This window comes from Streptococcus sp. W151 (assembly GCF_053010205.1).
Genome location: NZ_JBRKNT010000004.1, coordinates 48449 through 66942, shown reverse-complemented (window position 1 = coordinate 66942; position 18494 = coordinate 48449). Strand labels below are relative to the sequence as shown.

The 18494-nt window shown below is 41.1% G+C and carries 12 protein-coding genes; 6 read left to right on the top strand and 6 right to left on the bottom strand.

What is annotated here, in order from left to right; all coding sequences use genetic code 11:
- Nucleotides 1-205: 205 nt before the first annotated feature.
- From ACVC7Q_RS07330 to ACVC7Q_RS07320, 3 genes are all read left to right on the top strand, one after another.
- Nucleotides 206-433: a hypothetical protein gene (locus ACVC7Q_RS07330; RefSeq protein ID WP_045760041.1), complete on the top strand. Its 228-nt coding sequence runs from the start codon at nt 206-208 to the stop codon at nt 431-433.
- 97 nt (nt 434-530) lie between these two features.
- On the top strand, nt 531-2285 hold the full coding sequence (gene aspS, locus ACVC7Q_RS07325) for an aspartate--tRNA ligase (RefSeq protein WP_447265401.1): 1755 nt from the start codon (nt 531-533) through the stop codon (nt 2283-2285).
- Between the two features lie 75 nt (nt 2286-2360).
- Entirely contained in the window at nt 2361-3302 is a 942-nt protein-coding gene (locus ACVC7Q_RS07320; protein WP_447265400.1) for a YitT family protein, read from the top strand.
- Between the two features lie 35 nt (nt 3303-3337).
- Here ACVC7Q_RS07320 and pulA read toward each other — a convergent pair whose 3' ends face one another.
- The 6 genes from pulA to ACVC7Q_RS07290 all read right to left on the bottom strand — a co-directional run bounded on the left by pulA (nt 3338) and on the right by ACVC7Q_RS07290 (nt 10887).
- The gene (gene pulA, locus ACVC7Q_RS07315; protein ID WP_447265399.1) at nt 3338-5404 is read right to left on the bottom strand and encodes a type I pullulanase; all 2067 of its coding nucleotides are present in this window, start codon (nt 5402-5404) and stop codon (nt 3338-3340) included.
- Between the two features lie 8 nt (nt 5405-5412).
- Nucleotides 5413-6396, bottom strand: a complete 984-nt coding sequence (locus ACVC7Q_RS07310; RefSeq protein ID WP_447265398.1) for a LacI family DNA-binding transcriptional regulator — start codon at nt 6394-6396, stop codon at nt 5413-5415.
- Between the two features lie 11 nt (nt 6397-6407).
- The gene (locus ACVC7Q_RS07305) at nt 6408-7220 is read right to left on the bottom strand and encodes a DUF1189 domain-containing protein (protein ID WP_447265397.1); all 813 of its coding nucleotides are present in this window, start codon (nt 7218-7220) and stop codon (nt 6408-6410) included.
- Nucleotides 7221-7363: 143 nt separating this feature from the next.
- Nucleotides 7364-8206: a sugar ABC transporter permease gene (locus ACVC7Q_RS07300; protein ID WP_447265396.1), complete on the bottom strand. Its 843-nt coding sequence runs from the start codon at nt 8204-8206 to the stop codon at nt 7364-7366.
- A gap of 1 nt (nt 8207) precedes the next feature.
- Nucleotides 8208-9503 carry an ABC transporter permease subunit gene (locus ACVC7Q_RS07295; RefSeq protein ID WP_447265395.1) on the bottom strand — a complete coding sequence of 432 codons (1296 nt, stop codon included), beginning with the start codon at nt 9501-9503 and terminating at the stop codon, nt 8208-8210.
- Between the two features lie 127 nt (nt 9504-9630).
- The gene (locus ACVC7Q_RS07290; RefSeq protein ID WP_447265394.1) at nt 9631-10887 is read right to left on the bottom strand and encodes an extracellular solute-binding protein; all 1257 of its coding nucleotides are present in this window, start codon (nt 10885-10887) and stop codon (nt 9631-9633) included.
- Nucleotides 10888-11336: 449 nt separating this feature from the next.
- Here ACVC7Q_RS07290 and malQ point away from each other — a divergent pair, with 449 nt between their 5' ends.
- The 3 genes from malQ (at nt 11337) to ACVC7Q_RS07275 (ending at nt 18489) form a co-directional block, all read left to right on the top strand.
- On the top strand, nt 11337-12863 hold the full coding sequence (gene malQ / locus ACVC7Q_RS07285) for a 4-alpha-glucanotransferase (RefSeq protein WP_447265393.1): 1527 nt from the start codon (nt 11337-11339) through the stop codon (nt 12861-12863).
- A gap of 72 nt (nt 12864-12935) precedes the next feature.
- A complete protein-coding gene (glgP, locus tag ACVC7Q_RS07280) occupies nt 12936-15194 on the top strand; it encodes a glycogen/starch/alpha-glucan family phosphorylase (RefSeq protein WP_447265392.1) in 2259 nt (752 codons plus the stop codon).
- 484 nt (nt 15195-15678) lie between these two features.
- Nucleotides 15679-18489 (top strand): GbpC/Spa domain-containing protein, encoded by a 2811-nt coding sequence (locus tag ACVC7Q_RS07275; RefSeq protein WP_447265391.1) that lies wholly within the window; start codon nt 15679-15681, stop codon nt 18487-18489.
- Nucleotides 18490-18494 lie beyond the last annotated feature (5 nt).

The following is an 18494-nucleotide window of genomic DNA, read 5'->3' as shown; positions in this document are numbered from 1 at the left end:
GAGGAAAGGGACGGAAAGTCACAAGTAAGCAAGATAGTTATCCACAGGTTGTGGGAAACTTGCTTGTAAATGGATGAAAACAAGTCCTGATGCTGATGATCCTTCCTCTTTTAAGGGGGAAATAGGTAAAAGTTATCCACATTTTTGTGGATAAGTGATGAAAAACAGTGGATAAGTCAGCTAGCATGTGAAAAGGAGAAATAGTGTGAAAAAAATTTGGTTTTACGCAATTGTTCAGGGGATTGTTATCTTTTTTATTGTGGGTGGCATGACCTACGCACTTAGGGGAGATTTCTTTTTCCGTTACTTATCCCCTATTTTTGGACTAGCAGCAGCTGTCTTGAGATTTGGGACAGCGACTTTAATGAAGGTGATAGCCCCCACTCTCTATGATGATCCCAAAAAGAAGGAAGAAGTTGGCCACGATAACTAAAGAAGTTGCTAACTGAAAAAGTTGAGCTAAAGGCCACTTTCTGCTGGTCTTTATGGTAAAATAGAAGGAAGAAAATTAGTTTGGAGATTAATTAGAAATGAAACGTTCAATGTATGCTGGACGTGTTCGTGAAGAACACATTGGAACTCATATTACCTTGAAAGGATGGGTTAGCCGTCGTCGTGACTTGGGTGGTTTGATCTTTATTGATTTACGCGACCGCGAAGGAATCATGCAATTGGTGATCAATCCAGAAACAGTTAGTGCAGAAGTGATGGCCACAGCTGAAAGCATCCGCAGTGAATATGTTGTAGAAGTGACAGGTCTTGTGGAAGCTCGTGAACAAGCAAATCCGAACTTGCCAACTGGAGCAGTAGAACTCAAGGTAGAGGCTATTACGGTTCTTAATACTGCCAAAACAACGCCATTTGAAATCAAGGACGGAATTGAAGCTAATGATGATACTCGTCTTCGTTACCGCTACTTAGACCTTCGTCGTCCTGAGATGTTGGAAAACCTCAAACTCCGTGCAAAAGTAACTCATTCAATCCGCAATTACTTAGATGAATTAGAGTTTATTGATGTGGAAACACCGTTCCTTTCTAAGTCAACTCCAGAAGGAGCACGTGACTACTTGGTTCCTTCTCGTGTCAACAAAGGCCATTTCTATGCCCTTCCACAAAGTCCTCAGATTACAAAACAATTGTTGATGAATGCTGGATTTGACCGCTATTATCAAATCGTGAAGTGTTTCCGGGATGAGGATTTACGGGGAGACCGTCAACCTGAGTTTACACAGGTCGACTTGGAAACCTCTTTCTTGAGTGATCAAGAAATCCAAGATATCACAGAAGGCTTGATTGCACGTGTCATGAAAGAAACCAAGGGAATTGAGGTAACACTTCCATTCCCACGGATGAATTATGATGATGCCATGGCCTTGTATGGTTCAGATAAACCAGACACACGTTTTGAAATGTTGCTTCAAGACTTGACAGAGCTTGTCAAGGGTGTAGACTTCAAAGTCTTTTCAGAAGCTCCAGCAGTTAAGGCGATCGTTGTCAAAGGTGCAGCGGATCATTACTCTCGTAAAGACATCGATAAATTGACAGAAGTTGCGAAGCAATACGGTGCGAAAGGTCTTGCTTGGGTGAAATATGCTGAAGGTGCCTTGAACGGTCCTGTTGCGAAGTTCTTGACAGACTTGACAAGTGACTTGACAGTTGCTTTACAATTAGAAGACAAAGATCTAGTTCTCTTTGTAGCAGATACTCTTGAAGTAGCCAATGCAACACTTGGTGCTTTGCGTGTTCGTCTTGCGAAAGAGCTTGAATTGATTGACAACAATCAATTCAACTTCCTTTGGGTAGTGGATTGGCCAATGTTTGAATGGTCTGAAGAAGAAGGCCGTTATATGTCTGCTCACCATCCATTTACACTTCCACAAGCTGAAACAGAGCATGAATTGGAAGGCGATCTTTCAAAAGTTCGGGCGATTGCCTATGATATCGTCTTAAATGGCTATGAATTAGGTGGAGGAAGCCTACGGATTAATCATAAAGATTTACAAGAACGGATGTTCAAGGCGCTTGGATTTACAAAAGAAGCTGCTAATGAACAATTTGGGTTCTTGTTGGAAGCAATGGATTACGGTTTCCCACCACATGGAGGATTGGCGATTGGCCTGGACCGCTTCGTGATGCTTCTTGCAGGTGAAGACAATATTCGGGAAGTCATTGCCTTTCCTAAGAATAACAAGGCGACAGATCCAATGACACAAGCTCCTTCTGTTGTTTCTGAGAAACAATTGGATGAGTTAAACCTTCAAGTAGAAGTGGCAGAGCAAGAATAGGACAAGATAGAAAAAGGAAAGTCTAGGAATCAGTTGCTCTAAGGTTTTCCTTTTCTTCTAATCGATGGATTGAAAATGAAAAAAACTCGCTTTCATAAGCTATTTCGCTATCATGTGTGGCGACTAGCTTATAACATTAAATTATTGCGCGTGCTGAAGAGCATCTCCCGTGAGAAATACGATGAAAAAGTGTCAGCTTCCTTGCTGTATGGATTTCTATCAGCAATTGCTGTCAACTTCTTCTTTCAACCAGGCCATGTATACTCCAGCGGTGCAACAGGGCTAGCTCAGATTTTATCTGTCTTGAGCCAACGCTTTATCGGCTTTACGATTCCGGTTTCGTTGACCTTTTATGCCATCAACATCCCTTTGATGATTGTGGCTTGGTATCAAATTGGCCATAAATTTACCATCTTTACCTTTATTACAGTTTCGATGAGTTCCCTCTTTATTCAGTTCGTACCAGTGGTTACTTTAACCAACGATCCGATCATGAATGCCTTGTTTGGTGGGGTTGTCATGGGGACAGGGATTGGTTTTGCCCTTCGGAATAATATTTCTAGTGGAGGGACAGATATTGTCAGTTTGACGATTCGAAAACAGACAGGAAAGAATGTCGGCAGCATCTCCTTTTTGGTCAATGGGACCATTATGTTGATTGCAGGTTTGACCTTTGGTTGGAAGTATGCTCTTTACTCTATGATTACCATCTTCGTATCGAGTCGAGTAACGGATGCTGTCTTTACCAAGCAAAAACGGATGCAGGCCATGATTGTAACGAGCCAGCCGGATGCTATTATTGAAAAGATTCATAAAAAATTGCATCGTGGAGCGACCATTATCCACAATGCAGAAGGCACCTATAACCATCAAGAAAAAGCGGTTTTGCTGACAGTTATTACGCGTGCAGAGTTTAATGAATTCAAATATATTATGAAAAAAGCTGATCCTCAGGCTTTTATCACCATTTCAGAAAACGTTCATATCATTGGACGCTTTGTGGAAACAGAAGAATAAAAATAAGGTCCCACATTGTGGTGACCTTATTTTGTTTATTCAGCTTCTCGGAGAAGGAGCCAACTATGGGCGGAAATAGAAAGTTCCTTCCCTTTAGGAATAGGCGTTTGGAGATTTGCATGAGGATAGGCAAATAGCAGTTGACTATCGCTCGGATGTTGATAGGTCATGTCCTGATCACCGATATTAACGAGAATCGTTATTTTTTCACGATTTTTTTCAATCGTGTAGATAAAATGATAATCAGACAACCATTTGACATCACAGTAATCTCGAATCTCTTGTCCTTTTTTCAAACGAAGGAGAGGTTGCGATTTACGGTAAGCAATCAATTCTTTAAGAAAAGCAAGTTCTTCTTGGCATTTTGAAAGGGATGTCCAGTCCAATTGGTTGAGACTATCTGGCAAGTTATAGGTGTTGTCTTCGAGCCCTTTTATGCGGTAACATTCTTGACCAGCATGGATAAAAGGTACACCTTGGGATAATAATACCAAATGAAGAGCGAGGCGTGAGAGAGCTTTTCGCTCCTCTAGACGAATCTCTTCTTTTTCAAGTTGGAAATAATCAAAAACAGTTGCATTGTCATGGCATTCGACGTACTGAATGGCTTGTTGAGGTTGGATGAAATGAGCAGGTCCTACTTTCCCGACATTTGCTGTTAGGATATTAGAAAAATCATTGGTTGGATGTTGACTATCACGACGGTGACCGGCTAAGAGTGTTTTCTTGACCGTATCCCGGAAATTATCACTGAAAAAGCCAAAATCTGGTAGTCGTTTTGAGTTGTACTGGTGAGCGAGCTGGTCTTCAGAGAGGCCTGTATCCATCTTCCACCCTTCGCCATAGAGATAGACGTTAGGATAGATTTCACGGAGCTCCTCTGCAATCTCTGTCATGGTTTGAATGTCTAAGATTCCCATCAAGTCAAAGCGAAAACCATCAAAGCCGTAGAGGGAAACCCATTGCTTGAGGGATTGCTTGATATAGTGTCTTACCATGGAACGTTCACTTGCGACATCATTCCCACAGAAGGTTCCATTGGTTCGCTCTCCTTCTGCATTATAGCGGTAGAAATAACCGGGTACGATTTGTTCAAATGCATACTCATCGGCCTGGTAGACGTGATTGTAGACCACATCCATGATAACACTAAGATTAGATTGGTGATAGGTTGCAATAGCATCTTGGAGCTCCCAAATCCGTGCGTAAGGATCGTTGGGATCACTAGCATAACTACCTTCTGGAACATTGTATTGGACAGGATCATAACCCCAGTTGTAGGCTTTCCATTGATTCTCTTCATCAACACTACCGAAATCATAGACAGGAAGTAACTGTACATGGGTAATGCCAAGTTTTTGAAGGTAATCAAATCCCAGGATTTGACCATTGAGTTGAGGCGATTCTGTCAACCCTTTAAACTTACCAGGGTGTTTAAAGCCGGCCTCTTTTTGGACAGAGAAGTCCCGAACGCTCATCTCGTAGATGATTGCTTCTGTCGGGTCTAGTTGACGAGCAGCACGTGTGATAGGACGTGTGATCTTCTTGCGGTCGACGACTAAGCTATCTCCAGAGTTTGCTAAAGAGGATAGAGCATAGGGATCGTGGATCCGACGTTCTAGGCCATTGACACGGAACTCATAGTGGTAGGCAGCTCCTTCCCATTCCCCTTTAAGCAAAAGTTCCCAGACTCCATTTTCTGTACGATGCATCGGATAGACTTGTTCTTCGATATGAAGGGTCACATCTTGCGAAATGGGTGCCCAAAATTTAAATTGCGTCTGATTTGGTGTGTAAAAACTTCCTAAATCCTCTCCAGTATAGGTAAAGGTTTGATCGAAAATGGGTTTGCGAACGATGTTTCGATAGTGGAGTATAGAAGAATTTCCTGTAGCATCGTAGATGGTGTACTCTTCTCCGAGTTCAAGTGGAATAGGGCTTAAGAAATAGTCTCCTGTGTCAGTCGCTGCACTTGACGTTTTGACAGGGATTAAGGCAAGATGACCTTGGTTCGTTTTCAAATAAAAAGGAAGGATATGCTCCTCTCCCTTTTGGATACGAATGAGGTCTTGGTCATCTAAATAAGCAGTAAATGTAGACATAAAGACTCCTAAAGTTTCGTAATGGTGTGGTCGATCAATTGACGGTAGCAGACAGTTTTTCCTTCCTTGTTATCCTTGATAATTTGAAGTATCGTTCGAACAGATTCGCGTCCAAGTTCCACCGCATTGATATCAATATAGGCTTCAATATCTAGGCGTGGTTTGATCGAATCAAAGGAAATAATCGGGATCGTCAGCTGGTGCTCTTGCAAATACTGGCGAACACCTTCGGCAACAAGAATATCGGTTGTCATAATGGCATCTAGTTCTGCTAAGGGAAGACTCTCCATCAATTGATAAGAATTATCTTCTAACATAAAACCAAATGAAAAATGAACCAGTTTTTTGTCCAGAGGGATACCTGCTTTGTCAAGGGCTTCTTTATAACCTTGGTAACGGTCTTGAGATACAAATAGTTCTTTGTTTCCCCCGATAAAAGCAATTTTCCGGTAGTTTTGTCGAATGAAATAATCCGTTGCATCAAATGCGGCCTTAATATTGTCATTATCGACAAGCGATACAAAAGGAGAAGTTGCTTTTCCAAGGATGAGGAAAGGGAACTTATCTTTGATCGCAAAGTCAACAAGAGGATCATCCGGGTTAGAATAAAGGAAAATCAAACCATCTACACGATTTCCATAGATGAGTTGTTTGAGGTTGTCGAGTCGTCGCTCTTCATTTTGACCTGTACAGATTTGGATGGCATAATCATTGTCTAAAGCAATCTGGGTAATCCCTCTTAAAACAGTTGGAAAGAAAGGATTCTGGTAGAAAACATCACTATCGATTGGAAGTACCAAAGCAATGACTTGACTAGATTGGCTGACGAGACTGCGAGCGTTAAGATTTGGATGATAGTCCAGCTCGACCATGGCCTTACGGACTCGTTTTTTTGTTTCATCACTAATCGTGGATTTATTTTGGATGACGCGCGTGACAGTAGAAGGCGCAACGCCAGCAAGTTTCGCCACATCTTTAATGGTAACACGCATGAAAAAACCTCCTAGCGGTGATAGTCAGGATCACGGAAGTGGGTCTTATAAAATACAATGGCAAGATAGAGTACAAATAAGACATTTTGGATCATGATCGTCGTAGTAAATACTTGATGGAATAGTAAACTGACGAGGACACTTAGTAAAATAGGGAGCCCCAAGCAATTCAGAATACAATTGAAACATTCCTTGAAAGTTTGTAGCGAAAAGAGTTTCGATTTTCGTGTCAAGTAGAGGAAGAAAGAGGCCCCTAGTATGAGAATCAGATAGTTAACTGTCGATAAGAAGCCAGAGAAAATAATGAGAAAGAGACTAACCGGAAGTCGATTGTCGCGGAACCAATCGCTAGAGATAGCTTGAGTGAAGCTTTTTTTATCCCGAAGGCTCTCTTGATTAATCGCCTGGTAGGAGACTGTAGCGAGTTCTTTATTCTCTTTTGAGATGATCAATTGTTTGCGATCAAAATGGAGTGTTAACTCCTTGCTTTTGCTAGCCTTTGCTTCTTGGCCCAAGATAACCTGTCCTTTTGAATTCTTGTGTACAGGGTTAGTTCCTGTATAGGTGAGCTCTTGGTCTTTGATCACGACGTGTTCTTGGATATCTTTCATGACGTCTGCTGATAAAGGATCAAACACATCGCTGACAAAGGTTGTCAAAGGATAGGTTTTGAGTTGAGCATTTTGCAGAGCCACAGGTACTAGTGTGATAGAGATTAGAAAGAAAGAAGTAAAAATCATTTGGAACCAGCTCAGTTTTTTGCGGTTTGCAAAAGAAGAGCGGAAATTGAAGATACTTGCGAAATAATTAAAAGGATAGGGCATAAGATGACCTTTCTAAACATAAGGGAATCAGAAATGTAAAGAGAAATTTCTTTGATTGATTTTATTCTTAACGAAGGGTAGTAAAGCATCCACCATACTACCCTCAACTTAAAAATAAAATGTGTTTGAAATAAGGTTCTATTTTATCCTTTATCCCCACCGGCTGTCAAGCCTGAAACAAAGTTCTTTTGTAGGAAGAAGAATAAGATACAGATTGGAACCGCGATCAAAATAGCACCGGCTGCAAAGAAGGCGATTTTTTGATCTTTTTGGTCACTGATAAAGGTTTGAAGACCAACGGCTACCGTATAGTTCACTTCGTCACGAAGCAAGAATTTAGACAAGATATAGTCTCCGAAAGGCCCCATGAAAGCCCAAAGTGCTTGAACGGCAATCATTGGACGAACAAGTGGGAGGACGATTTGCCAGAAGCGACGGAAGTGTCCTGCACCATCCAATTTCGCAGATTCATCGAGGGAAATTGGAACCGTATCGAAGTAACCCTTCATCAACCAAGCATTCATTGGAATACCACCACCTACATAAAGGAAGATCAAGAACCAAGGTTGGTTCAAGGCATTCAACATCAAAGCCATAACGAAGAAGGCTGTGAGGGCTGCCATGGTTGGAACCATTTGGATAATCAAGAAGAAGACCAAACTTTGTTTACGCGCCAGGAAATTGTAACGGCTGTAAGCGTAACCTGCGAAGGTAACGATACTTGTTTGTACAACCATGGTGATAATGGCGATAACCAAGGTGTTCATATACCAAGTGCCATAATGAGTTTCAGAGAAAAGTTTTGAGAAGTTATCAAAACTAAGATTGCCACTAAAATCAAGTGTAAAGGCACTGACATTCCCTGATTTGAAGGCGGATAGAATTGTAATCAACAATGGATAGATGATAACGATTGAAAGAACCACCATGTACAGGTAAGTCAAGAAATGATTGAGGCGGCGTTTAAATTGAACTGAATTTTTCATTTTATACATCCTCCATATCAAATGCATGTAGTTTCTTGAAGGCAATCATAGAGATTGAGATCACAATCACAGAGATAATCAAGGTTACCGCTGCAGCCATTGAATATTGAGGAGAAGTATTGGTTGTCAACTTGTAGATCCATGAGATCAAGATATCTGTAGAGCCGGCATTTCCTCCGACAGAACCAGGTCCCCCATCGTTAAACAAGTAAATGATGGAGAAGTTATTGAAGTTGAAGGTATATTGACTGATCAAAGTTGGAGCTGCAACAGCCATAATCATTGGGAAAGTAATGCTACGGAATTTTTGCCAACCGTTGGCACCATCAATATAAGCAGCTTCGTAAAGATCGTTTGGAATCGATTGAAGAATCCCTAAAGTCAAGACATAGATGTAAGGGAAACCGAGCCAACCTTGCATCATAATCAAAGCGATTTTTGTCCAAGTAGGATCAGTCTTCCAAGGAATCAAGAGGCCATCTAAGAATGGGAAAATTTTCGCAAACAATGGGATAACTTGCGCATTGATGGCACCGACACTATCATTAAACATATTTGAGAAAGTTAGGATAGTGATGAAGGCTGGCACAGCCCAAGGAAGCAAGAAGATAACTCCAAAGATCCGTTTGCCTTTTACGAAAGGTTGGTTGGCCACAATGGCTGTCAAAATACCCAATACAATTTGAAGAGTTGATGCTGCGAGGGCCCAAATCAAGGTCCAGCCAAGAACCGATGTGAAGGCTGAACGGAAGGTACTCAAGGTCCACATATTAGTGAAGTTTTGGAAACCGATCCAATCCAGCAAGGTTGTTGGTGCAGTATGTTTGAAGTCGTAGTTTGTAAAGGCGATCATCAAAGTTACTAAAACTGGGAAGATGATCGCAAAGGTCATGGCAATGTATGAAGGAATGATCAATAAATATGGGAAGCCATTTTCATAGATTGCTTGAACCATTTCTTTTCCAGTTTTTGGAACGGCAATACCATTGTTGATGCGTTTTGCAACGGTTCCTGCATCCTTAATGTTTAAGGCATAAAATAGGAAGTAAACAATGGTAATGATCAAGTGGAAGGCCCCACGAATCAAGATAAAGAGGGAATTATCTTGTCCGCGGACGGTTCCAAGTGTAACCAATTTCGCTAATTCACCAGCTCCGATTCCTAGGAAATAGGCGAGAAAGAGAACAGTTACGGCAAGAAAAATATATCCTTTGGTTTTTTGTTTGTTATAAATTTGCCCAAGACCCGGGATCAAAGAGAGCCACATAGCCTTTTTAGGATTTTGTTCTATAGTCATTCAAATCTCCTTATAATGTCCTTGCCAGAGAGCAAGAAGACAATTTCGACAGTGAGTTGTGCTTGAAAATTGAACATAAGAGGTTGGGACCTTGTCTCCAACCTCTTACTCAAACCTAAAAACTGTCTTATTTGCTACCAAATTTTTGTTCGATGGTTTCTTTAATCAATTTCACTGCGTCGTCTGCAGCAGCCTTAGCTGATTTTTTACCACTTACAGCATCGAAAAGCATAGTAGCAGCTGGATCCCAAACAGCGCTCATTTCTGAGATATTTGGCATTGGTTGAGCGTTCTTGAATTGATCAACAACGGCAGTTGTCAATTCATCGTTTTTGCTAACCGCATATTTACGAGCTTCTGTGTTGGCAGGAACTTCATTTGTCTTGTCAAACAAAGCTTTTTGTTGGTCAGTACTTGTCAAGAAGTCAATGAATTTTTGAGCGCCATCAAGATTTTTCGCACCTGCAGGGATAACCCAAGCTTTACCACCACCAAAGGCAGAATATTGTTTTCCATTTGGAAGAGTAGGAATTGTTGCGACACCGTAGTTCACTTTAGCTTCTTTCAATGAAGCAGCTTTCCAAGGACCATCGATGATAGCAGCTGTTTTACCTTCTTGGAATTGTGTTTGGATGAAGTTAGCAGCACCTTTTGTATCTTGCAAACCTTTTGGCCATTTAGCATACCAAGTTTTCGCGTATTCGATACCATCGACAGAACCTTGATTGTTCAAACCAAGATCTTTAGGATCTGTACCGTCTTTACCAAATACATAACCGCCGTTACCTGAAAGCAAACCGTAAGCGTAGTAGAAGTTTGTCCAGTCAGCTAAGAAAGCAGTGTTTTTACCAGGTTCGCTAGCGAAGTCGTACTTGCTATCTTTTGCAAGATTTTCAAGGTCACCAAATGTTTTTGGAGCTTCACTTACAAGGTCTTTATTGTAGTAAAGAACCAAAGTTTCGATAACAGCAGGTGCACCGTAAACTTTACCACCGTTTGTTACAAGAGCTTCAGTTGTTTTATCTGTATGGCTATCTTTGTTTAATGTAACTTCAGCCAATTGACCATCGTTACCAAGACCACCTACACGGTCGTATGGAGCCATCATTACGTCTGGAGCTTTTTTAGATTGGTTATCAAGAGAAAGGTTATCCAATCCACCAAGAGCATCACCAGTTTTGATTTTAACTTTTACGCCATTTTCTTTTTCAAAAGCTTTTGCAGCTTCTTCAACATAAGATTTGTAGCCTTTGTCTACATAGACGTTGATTTCTTTACTTGCATCAGAAGAACCTGATGAGCTATTGCTACAAGCAGCAAGTAAGAAGCCGGCAAAACCAACTGTACCAAGTACAGCAGCACTACGTAAAATTGTACGTTTCATGATTTATTCCTCCTAAAGAATAAAAAAAGATAATAATTAGAAACCGTTTTAGACAAACGTTTTCCTAAAACGTCTTAAGTATATCACAAGGCGAAAACGTTTGCAAGTAGTTTTAAACAATTTTTTTAAAAATATTTTAATTCCGAACTTTCTTCTATAAAATGCATCAAATTTGTTGACATTAGCCAAAGGAAAGAATACACTAAGGGGGTGAGGACATTCTGAAAAAAGTTAAAAAAGTTTTTAAGAAATCCCTTGCAGAAAATAGGGAAAAAGTTTATAATAGCATGGTACGCAAACGTTTTCGCAAAAATTGCGTAAACTGAGTTGCGCCTGTTCGATTTTTAACAAAGAGTAGAGCCGCTTGAGAGCTGGATACGACTCTGCAACGATACCCATACCGTGCACCGAATCGCAGGCTTCAAAGAAATAAAAAGAGGTGGTAACCCATGAAAAAACGTCAAAGTGGTGTTTTGATGCACATTTCTTCCCTTCCTGGACAATACGGGATCGGATCATTCGGTCAATCAGCATATGATTTTGTTGATTTCCTCGTTCGGACCAAGCAACGTTACTGGCAAATCTTGCCGCTTGGTACAACTAGTTATGGAGATTCTCCATACCAATCTTTCTCAGCTTTTGCGGGGAACACTCATTTTATTGATTTCGATCTTTTGATTGAACGAGGTTTGTTGACAGAAGCAGATCTTAAAGGAGTGGACTTTGGTCAAGATCCTACTCAAGTGGATTATGCAAAGGTTTTCGAACAACGTCGTCCGCTACTTGAAAAAGCCGTTGCGAACTTCTTGAAATCAGGTGATCAAAAAGAATTCCAAGCCTTTTGCGAAGCCAATGCTTCTTGGTTGGAACTATTTGCAGAATACATGGCTATCAAAGAACACTTTGAGTTAAAAGCCTGGACAGAATGGCCAGATGCAGCTATTCGTGCACGTGAACCAAAAGCTTTGGCTCAATACCGTGAAGAATTGGCGGATCAATTGACTTACCATCGTGTGACTCAATTCTTCTTCTTCCAACAATGGTTGGCCTTGAAAGCTTATGCCAATGACCATCACATTGAAATCGTCGGAGATATGCCAATCTATGTAGCGGAAGATTCAAGTGACATGTGGGCGAACCCTCATCTCTTCAAAACAGATAAAAACGGGAAAGCGACTTGCATCGCAGGATGCCCGCCAGATGAATTCTCAGCAACTGGTCAACTTTGGGGGAACCCAATCTATGACTGGGAAGCAATGGACAAAGATGGCTACCAATGGTGGATTGAACGCTTGCGTGAAAGCTTCAAGATCTACGACATCGTGCGGATCGACCACTTCCGTGGTTTTGAGTCTTACTGGGAAATCCCTGCTGGATCAGATACAGCAGCACCAGGTAAATGGGTTAAAGGTCCTGGCTACAAACTCTTTGCAGCTGTGAAGGAAGAGCTCGGTGATTTGAACATCATCGCTGAGGACCTTGGCTTTATGACAGATGAAGTCATCGAACTTCGTGAAAGCACTGGCTTCCCAGGAATGAAGATTCTTCAATTTGCCTTCAATCCGGACGATGAAAGTATCGATAGCCCTCACTTGGCACCAAACAATTCTGTGATGTATACAGGAACACATGATAACAACACAGTTCTTGGATGGTACCGCAATGAAATCGACGATCCAACTCGTGAGTACCTTGCTCGTTATACTAATCGGAAAGAGTACGAATCTGTACCGCATGCGATGCTTCGTACAGTCTTTGCTTCTGTCAGCTTCATGGCGATTGCTACTATGCAAGACTTGCTCGAATTGGATGGTTCAGCTCGGATGAACTTCCCGTCAACTCTTGGTGGTAACTGGTCATGGCGGATGACAGAGGATCAATTGACTCCAGCTGTCGAGCAAGAATTGCTTGATTTCACTACGATCTATCGTCGTGAAAACAAAGACTTGAAAGAAGTTAAGAAAGCAGAAAAATAATCGTTTTAGAAAGTTTGCTGATTTCAGCAAACTTCCCCCTATTAAAATGTTGAAACAAAGGAGATACCCAACATGGAATCGTTACAAAAATATGTGATTGATCATCAGCAAAAAACAATTGCAGAATGTTCAAATGAAGAATTGTACATTGCTTTGCTTAATTACACTAAGCAAGCAAGTGCCCAAAAGAAATTGAATACTGGTAAGAAAAAAGTTTACTACATCTCAGCTGAGTTCTTGATCGGTAAACTCTTGTCTAATAACTTGATCAACTTGGGTCTTTACGACGATGTTAAAAAAGAATTGGCTGACGCTGGTAAAGACTTGATCGAAGTAGAAGAAGTGGAATTGGAACCATCACTTGGTAACGGTGGTTTGGGACGTTTGGCAGCCTGCTTTATCGACTCTATTTCAAGTCTTGGTTTGACAGGGGATGGGGTTGGTTTGAACTACCACTTTGGTTTGTTCCAACAAGTATTTAAAAACAACCAACAAGAAACTATTCCAAATGCATGGTTGACTGACCAAAGCTGGCTTGTTCGTTCAAGCCGTAGTTACAAGGTGCCATTTGCACACTTCACATTGACTTCTACCCTTTATGACATTGATGTTCCTGGTTACAAGGTTGATACGAAGAACCGTTTGCGCTTGTTCGACTTGGATTCAGTTGACTCATCTATTATTGAAGATGGCATTAGTTTTGACAAGACAGATATCGCTCGCAACTTGACCCTCTTCTTGTATCCAGATGATAGTAACCGTCAAGGGGAATTGCTCCGTATCTTCCAACAATACTTCATGGTATCAAACGGTGCTCAATTGATCATCGACGAAGCCATCGAAAAAGGAAGCAACTTGCATGACCTTGCTGACTATGCTGTTGTACAAATCAATGATACTCACCCATCAATGGTCATCCCTGAGTTGATCCGTCTTTTGACAGAACGTGGTATTGGAATGGATGAAGCGATCTCTATCGTACGTAGCATGACAGCATACACCAACCACACAATCCTTGCGGAAGCCCTTGAAAAATGGCCACTTGAGTTCTTACAAGAAGTGGTTCCTCACTTGGTTCCGATCATTGAAGAATTGGACCGCCGTGTTCGTGCTGAATACAAAGATCCAGCTGTTCAAATCATCGATGAGAATGATCGCGTACACATGGCACACATGGATATCCACTATGGATACAGCGTAAATGGGGTTGCCGCTCTTCACACTGAGATTTTGAAGAATTCTGAGTTGAAAGCCTTCTATGACATTTACCCTGAAAAATTCAATAACAAAACAAACGGTATCACCTTCCGTCGTTGGCTCATGCATGCCAACCCAACCTTGTCACATTACTTGGATGAGATCCTCGGACGTGACTGGCACCATGATGCATCTAAATTGGAAGACCTTCTTTCTTATGAAGATAAAGATGCAGTCAAAGCAAAATTGGAAAACATCAAGTCTCACAACAAACGGAAATTGGCTCGTTTCTTGAAAGACCATCAAGGTGTGGAAATCAATCCTAACTCTATCTTTGATACCCAAATCAAACGTCTTCACGAATACAAACGTCAACAAATGAATGCTTTGTATGTGATCCACAAATACTTGGACATCAAAGCTGGAAATATCCCTGCTCGTCCAATCACTGTTCTCTTTGGTGGTAAAGCAGCTCCTGCCTACACTATTGCACAAGATATCATCCACTTGATCCTTTGCTTGTCTGAAGTGATTGCAAACGATCCAGCAGTAGCTCCACACTTGCAAGTCGTTATGGTAGAAAACTACAACGTGACTGCTGCAAGCTACTTGATTCCAGCTAGCGATATTTCTGAGCAAATCTCCCTTGCTTCTAAGGAAGCTTCAGGTACTGGTAACATGAAATTCATGTTGAATGGTGCGTTAACACTTGGTACTATGGATGGAGCAAACGTGGAAATCGCTGAATTGGTTGGACGTGACAACATCTACATCTTCGGTGAAGATTCAGAAACTGTAATCGATCTATATGAGAAATCAGCATACAAATCAGCGGACCTCTATGAACGTGAAGCTATCAAACCATTGGTAGACTTCATTATCAGCGATGCCGTTCTTGCAGTTGGTAACAAGGAACGCTTGACTCGTCTTCACAAGGAATTGATCAACAAAGACTGGTTCATGACTCTTCTTGACTTGGAAGACTACATTGTAACCAAAGAACGCATGTTGGCTGATTACGAAGACCGTGATGCATGGTTGGATCAAGTTATCGTAAACATTGCTAAAGCAGGATTCTTCTCATCTGACCGTACGATCGCTCAGTACAATGAAGATATCTGGCACTTAAACTAATCATTAGTTGTTAGACCAAGGTCCATAAGACCTTGGTCTTTTTCATTACTTCTTATTTGGGAGAAGAAATGGAGCTAGTTTAGGGAATGGACACTCTGCAAAAAGTGTTGTTTTTTTGAATTTTGCAACCCCTAAAGGGAAAAATTACATAATTTTTATTTCAGTCTTCAAATCTAATTTATTGGTATAAAAAAATAATTCCCCTTAAAAAGCCTTCCGGTGAAATTTATAAAAAGAGAAAGTGCCTTGAAAACCCTTGAAAATAAAGGACTTTTTCAAAGGCGTTTGCATATATTTTCAACTAAAGATGGGGAAGGAAAGGAAAGTTTGGAGATTCAAGTTGTTATATATTTAAAGTAAAATAAAAAATTAAATTGACAAATATATAAAAATGGTTGATTGTGATACAATGAAGTTAACTGGAAGTAGCATATTTTTGCCTCTACAGTGAGATTTTTTTAAACAAAAAAGGAGAGTTTTGAAAATGAAAAGCTATCGTGAACATGTTTCGAAGCAGGAAAAATTTTCAATTCGTAAGTTATCAGTCGGTGTCGTTTCACTAGCCATCGCTGGATTGGCTACTGTTAATACCTACGGAGCAGAAGTGAAAGCAGATGAAGCAACAGCACCTGCAACTGAAGCGACTACTACGGATACAGCAACAAGCGATGCAGCTGTTGCAACAAGTTCTAAGTTGACATCTACAACTGTGATAGAAGGAAATAAAACAGTTACGACGACTTATGTAGAATCACCAGAACTTGAAAAAGCAAAAGCTGCTGCAGCTACAGAAGGTGTGACCGTTACAGAAGAAGCTGAAAAAGTCCAACCATCTATCGTAGCAGCAGAAGCAGATAATAAAGCTCAAACGGCTGAAATCAACACAGTAGTTGAAAACTACAAAAGGGCAAAAGCTGAGTATGAAGCAAAATCTCAAGAAATCACATTGATTGAAAAGAGAAATGCAGACGCGGAAGCAGATTACCAAAAGAAAGCAGCAAAGTACAATCAGGAAAAGGCAGCTTATGATAAAGCTTTAGAAGAGTACAATGCTAAAAAAGCAGCTTATGATGCCAAAGTAGCAGAGAAAGCAGCAGCGGATCAAGCTAATGCAGAAGCAAAAGCTAAGTACGATGCGGAAATGGCTGTTTACAATACAGCTAAAGCGCAATATGACAAAGATTTACAAGAATACATAGCTAAGAAAACGCAATACGATAAAGATAAAGAAGCTTATAGTAAGTTAGTTGCTAAGAAAGCAGAAGAAGATGCTGCCAAGAAAAAATACGACGCTGATCTTAACACATACAATGTTAAAAAAGCACAGTATGAAAATGACTATATTGCTTATCAAAAGAAATTAGCTGAATACGAAATTGCTAAAAAACAATATACGGACGCGAAACAAGCATACGACAAATATATGACAGACAATGCGTATGCTGACCTTAAAAATGTGTCAACTGTCCAAGATTTGACCTTCCAACGTGAAGGTGGAGCAACGCACACTATTGACGGCATCAGCACTTATCTCACTCGTGATGCTCAAGCTCGTTTGAATACAAGTAATGTACATCAGTATGATTCCAATAAATTGGAAGCTGCAGATATTGTAGCAACCAGTCCTTGGGCGAATAATGAGACTGAGTACATTCAAGTGAAGGAAGGCGACAAATTTGTTGTGACCTATGATAACTTGAATCAGTCTAGCATGCGTGAAGATACGGATATGCATCCAATCAAACGTGTGATTTACCGATATGAGATTTTGAGTCTCCCATCAAATGATGGCAAAGGGATTGCTGCAGTTAGTGCGGACCCAACGGTAACCCTTACAGTCGGTGCTTCAACAGACCAAGACAAACCTGTTAAAGTGGCTGTCGATGTTGAATTTTATGATGGGGATGGCAAAAAATTTGATTTGACTCAACATAATGCGATTGTAGCGTTGAACTCCCTCAACCACTGGACAGGTGCTTCCTATGTAGATAGTGGAGATAAACCTCGTGCCCTTACAGTAGAAGCCAAAGATAAAGATGGCAACACTGTACGGGGTACATGGGATCCGTATGCAGATGGTTCGTCAATGAGCATTGAAAACAATGAAGTGAAGGTTAAAACAGGAAGAGCAAATTTTGGTGATGCCACTGTTTCCATTTCAGCGGACAATCCTCTTAAAATTGTGAAACAGACCTATGGTTATGTAGAAGTTGAAGCCGGTAAATGGGCACCAGGTACAACTCCTGAGAAGGAAGAAGTAACAGATGCCTTAACTGTGAATGCTTCAGGTTCAGGAAGTGTTCATTCCATTGGAACGGAAGAATTTACCTTTGAAGGTAAGGATGACGTTCTCGGATCATACAAAGTAGATGCAACGACTGGTCAAATTACGTTCACACCTAAGAAGAAATTCGAAACAGTAGACCACCAAGAGTCTGTAAATGTTGGAAACAATAAATTTATTCCAATTCCAAACTCAAGTGTTTCTTATGATGCGGCTACTAAAGAAGTAACTTCTTTCAAGGATAACCAATATATTGAACATGGTTCCGTCTTTAACGGGGAAACATCTTCAACTCTTGAAGGTTGGGATAATCCATCTTCTAAATATCTTTATTACGGTGGAGCAGGCTTGAAGATGTCTGATGGTCACTTGGTATTTACGGCCAATGGGGCCAATGCGGCTGGTCAGCCAACGGTTTACTGGTTTGCCATCAACTCAAATGTAGGTCTTCCGAAAGAGCCAGGTGAAGAACCGAAAGAGCCAACAAAACCAACCGAACCAACCCCACCAACTCCACCAACGATTACCGTTGAAAACCTTCCTGCAGAGCCAACAAAACCAGAAGAACCTAAATCACCAACTCCGCCAACAGCACCTAAGTATACTGTCATTACGGTCGATGTGAAGGAACCAAAGGCTCCAACTCCACCAACCAAACCAACCCCACCGACTCCTGAAGTCGTTCCAAATACGAAACCGGTGAAACCAGAAGCTGAAGTGAAATGGCATAAGAATAAAGTGGTAACGGAAACAGACATTCCAACCCCACCGACACCAGTTCCTCCAACTCCACCAACTCCATACAACCCACCAACACCAATTGTTCCACCAACTCCAGAGGTTCCAACCAAACCAACTCCTGAAGTTCCGGAACAGCCTGTAGAACCTGCGCAACGACAAACACCTGCGCTTCCAAATACAGGTACAGAAAGCTCAGCTGCAGCTGTTCTTGCAGGTGCGATGGCTGGATTGCTTGGATTGGGTCTTGCTAGCAAGAAAAAAGAGGATTAATTCTT

What these genes read in the sequence shown, in the direction of transcription:
- malQ (WP_447265393.1), top strand. Translation starts at nt 11,337, where the DNA reads ATGAAAAAACGTCAAAGTGGTGTTTTGATGCACATTTCTTCCCTTCCT.
- ACVC7Q_RS07300 (WP_447265396.1), bottom strand. Translation starts at nt 8,206, where the DNA reads ATGAAAAATTCAGTTCAATTTAAACGCCGCCTCAATCATTTCTTGACT.
- ACVC7Q_RS07295 (WP_447265395.1), bottom strand. Translation starts at nt 9,503, where the DNA reads ATGACTATAGAACAAAATCCTAAAAAGGCTATGTGGCTCTCTTTGATC.
- glgP (WP_447265392.1), top strand. Translation starts at nt 12,936, where the DNA reads ATGGAATCGTTACAAAAATATGTGATTGATCATCAGCAAAAAACAATT.
- pulA (WP_447265399.1), bottom strand. Translation starts at nt 5,404, where the DNA reads ATGTCTACATTTACTGCTTATTTAGATGACCAAGACCTCATTCGTATC.
- aspS (WP_447265401.1), top strand. Translation starts at nt 531, where the DNA reads ATGAAACGTTCAATGTATGCTGGACGTGTTCGTGAAGAACACATTGGA.
- ACVC7Q_RS07305 (WP_447265397.1), bottom strand. Translation starts at nt 7,220, where the DNA reads ATGCCCTATCCTTTTAATTATTTCGCAAGTATCTTCAATTTCCGCTCT.
- ACVC7Q_RS07310 (WP_447265398.1), bottom strand. Translation starts at nt 6,396, where the DNA reads ATGCGTGTTACCATTAAAGATGTGGCGAAACTTGCTGGCGTTGCGCCT.
- ACVC7Q_RS07275 (WP_447265391.1), top strand. Translation starts at nt 15,679, where the DNA reads ATGAAAAGCTATCGTGAACATGTTTCGAAGCAGGAAAAATTTTCAATT.
- ACVC7Q_RS07320 (WP_447265400.1), top strand. Translation starts at nt 2,361, where the DNA reads ATGAAAAAAACTCGCTTTCATAAGCTATTTCGCTATCATGTGTGGCGA.
- ACVC7Q_RS07290 (WP_447265394.1), bottom strand. Translation starts at nt 10,887, where the DNA reads ATGAAACGTACAATTTTACGTAGTGCTGCTGTACTTGGTACAGTTGGT.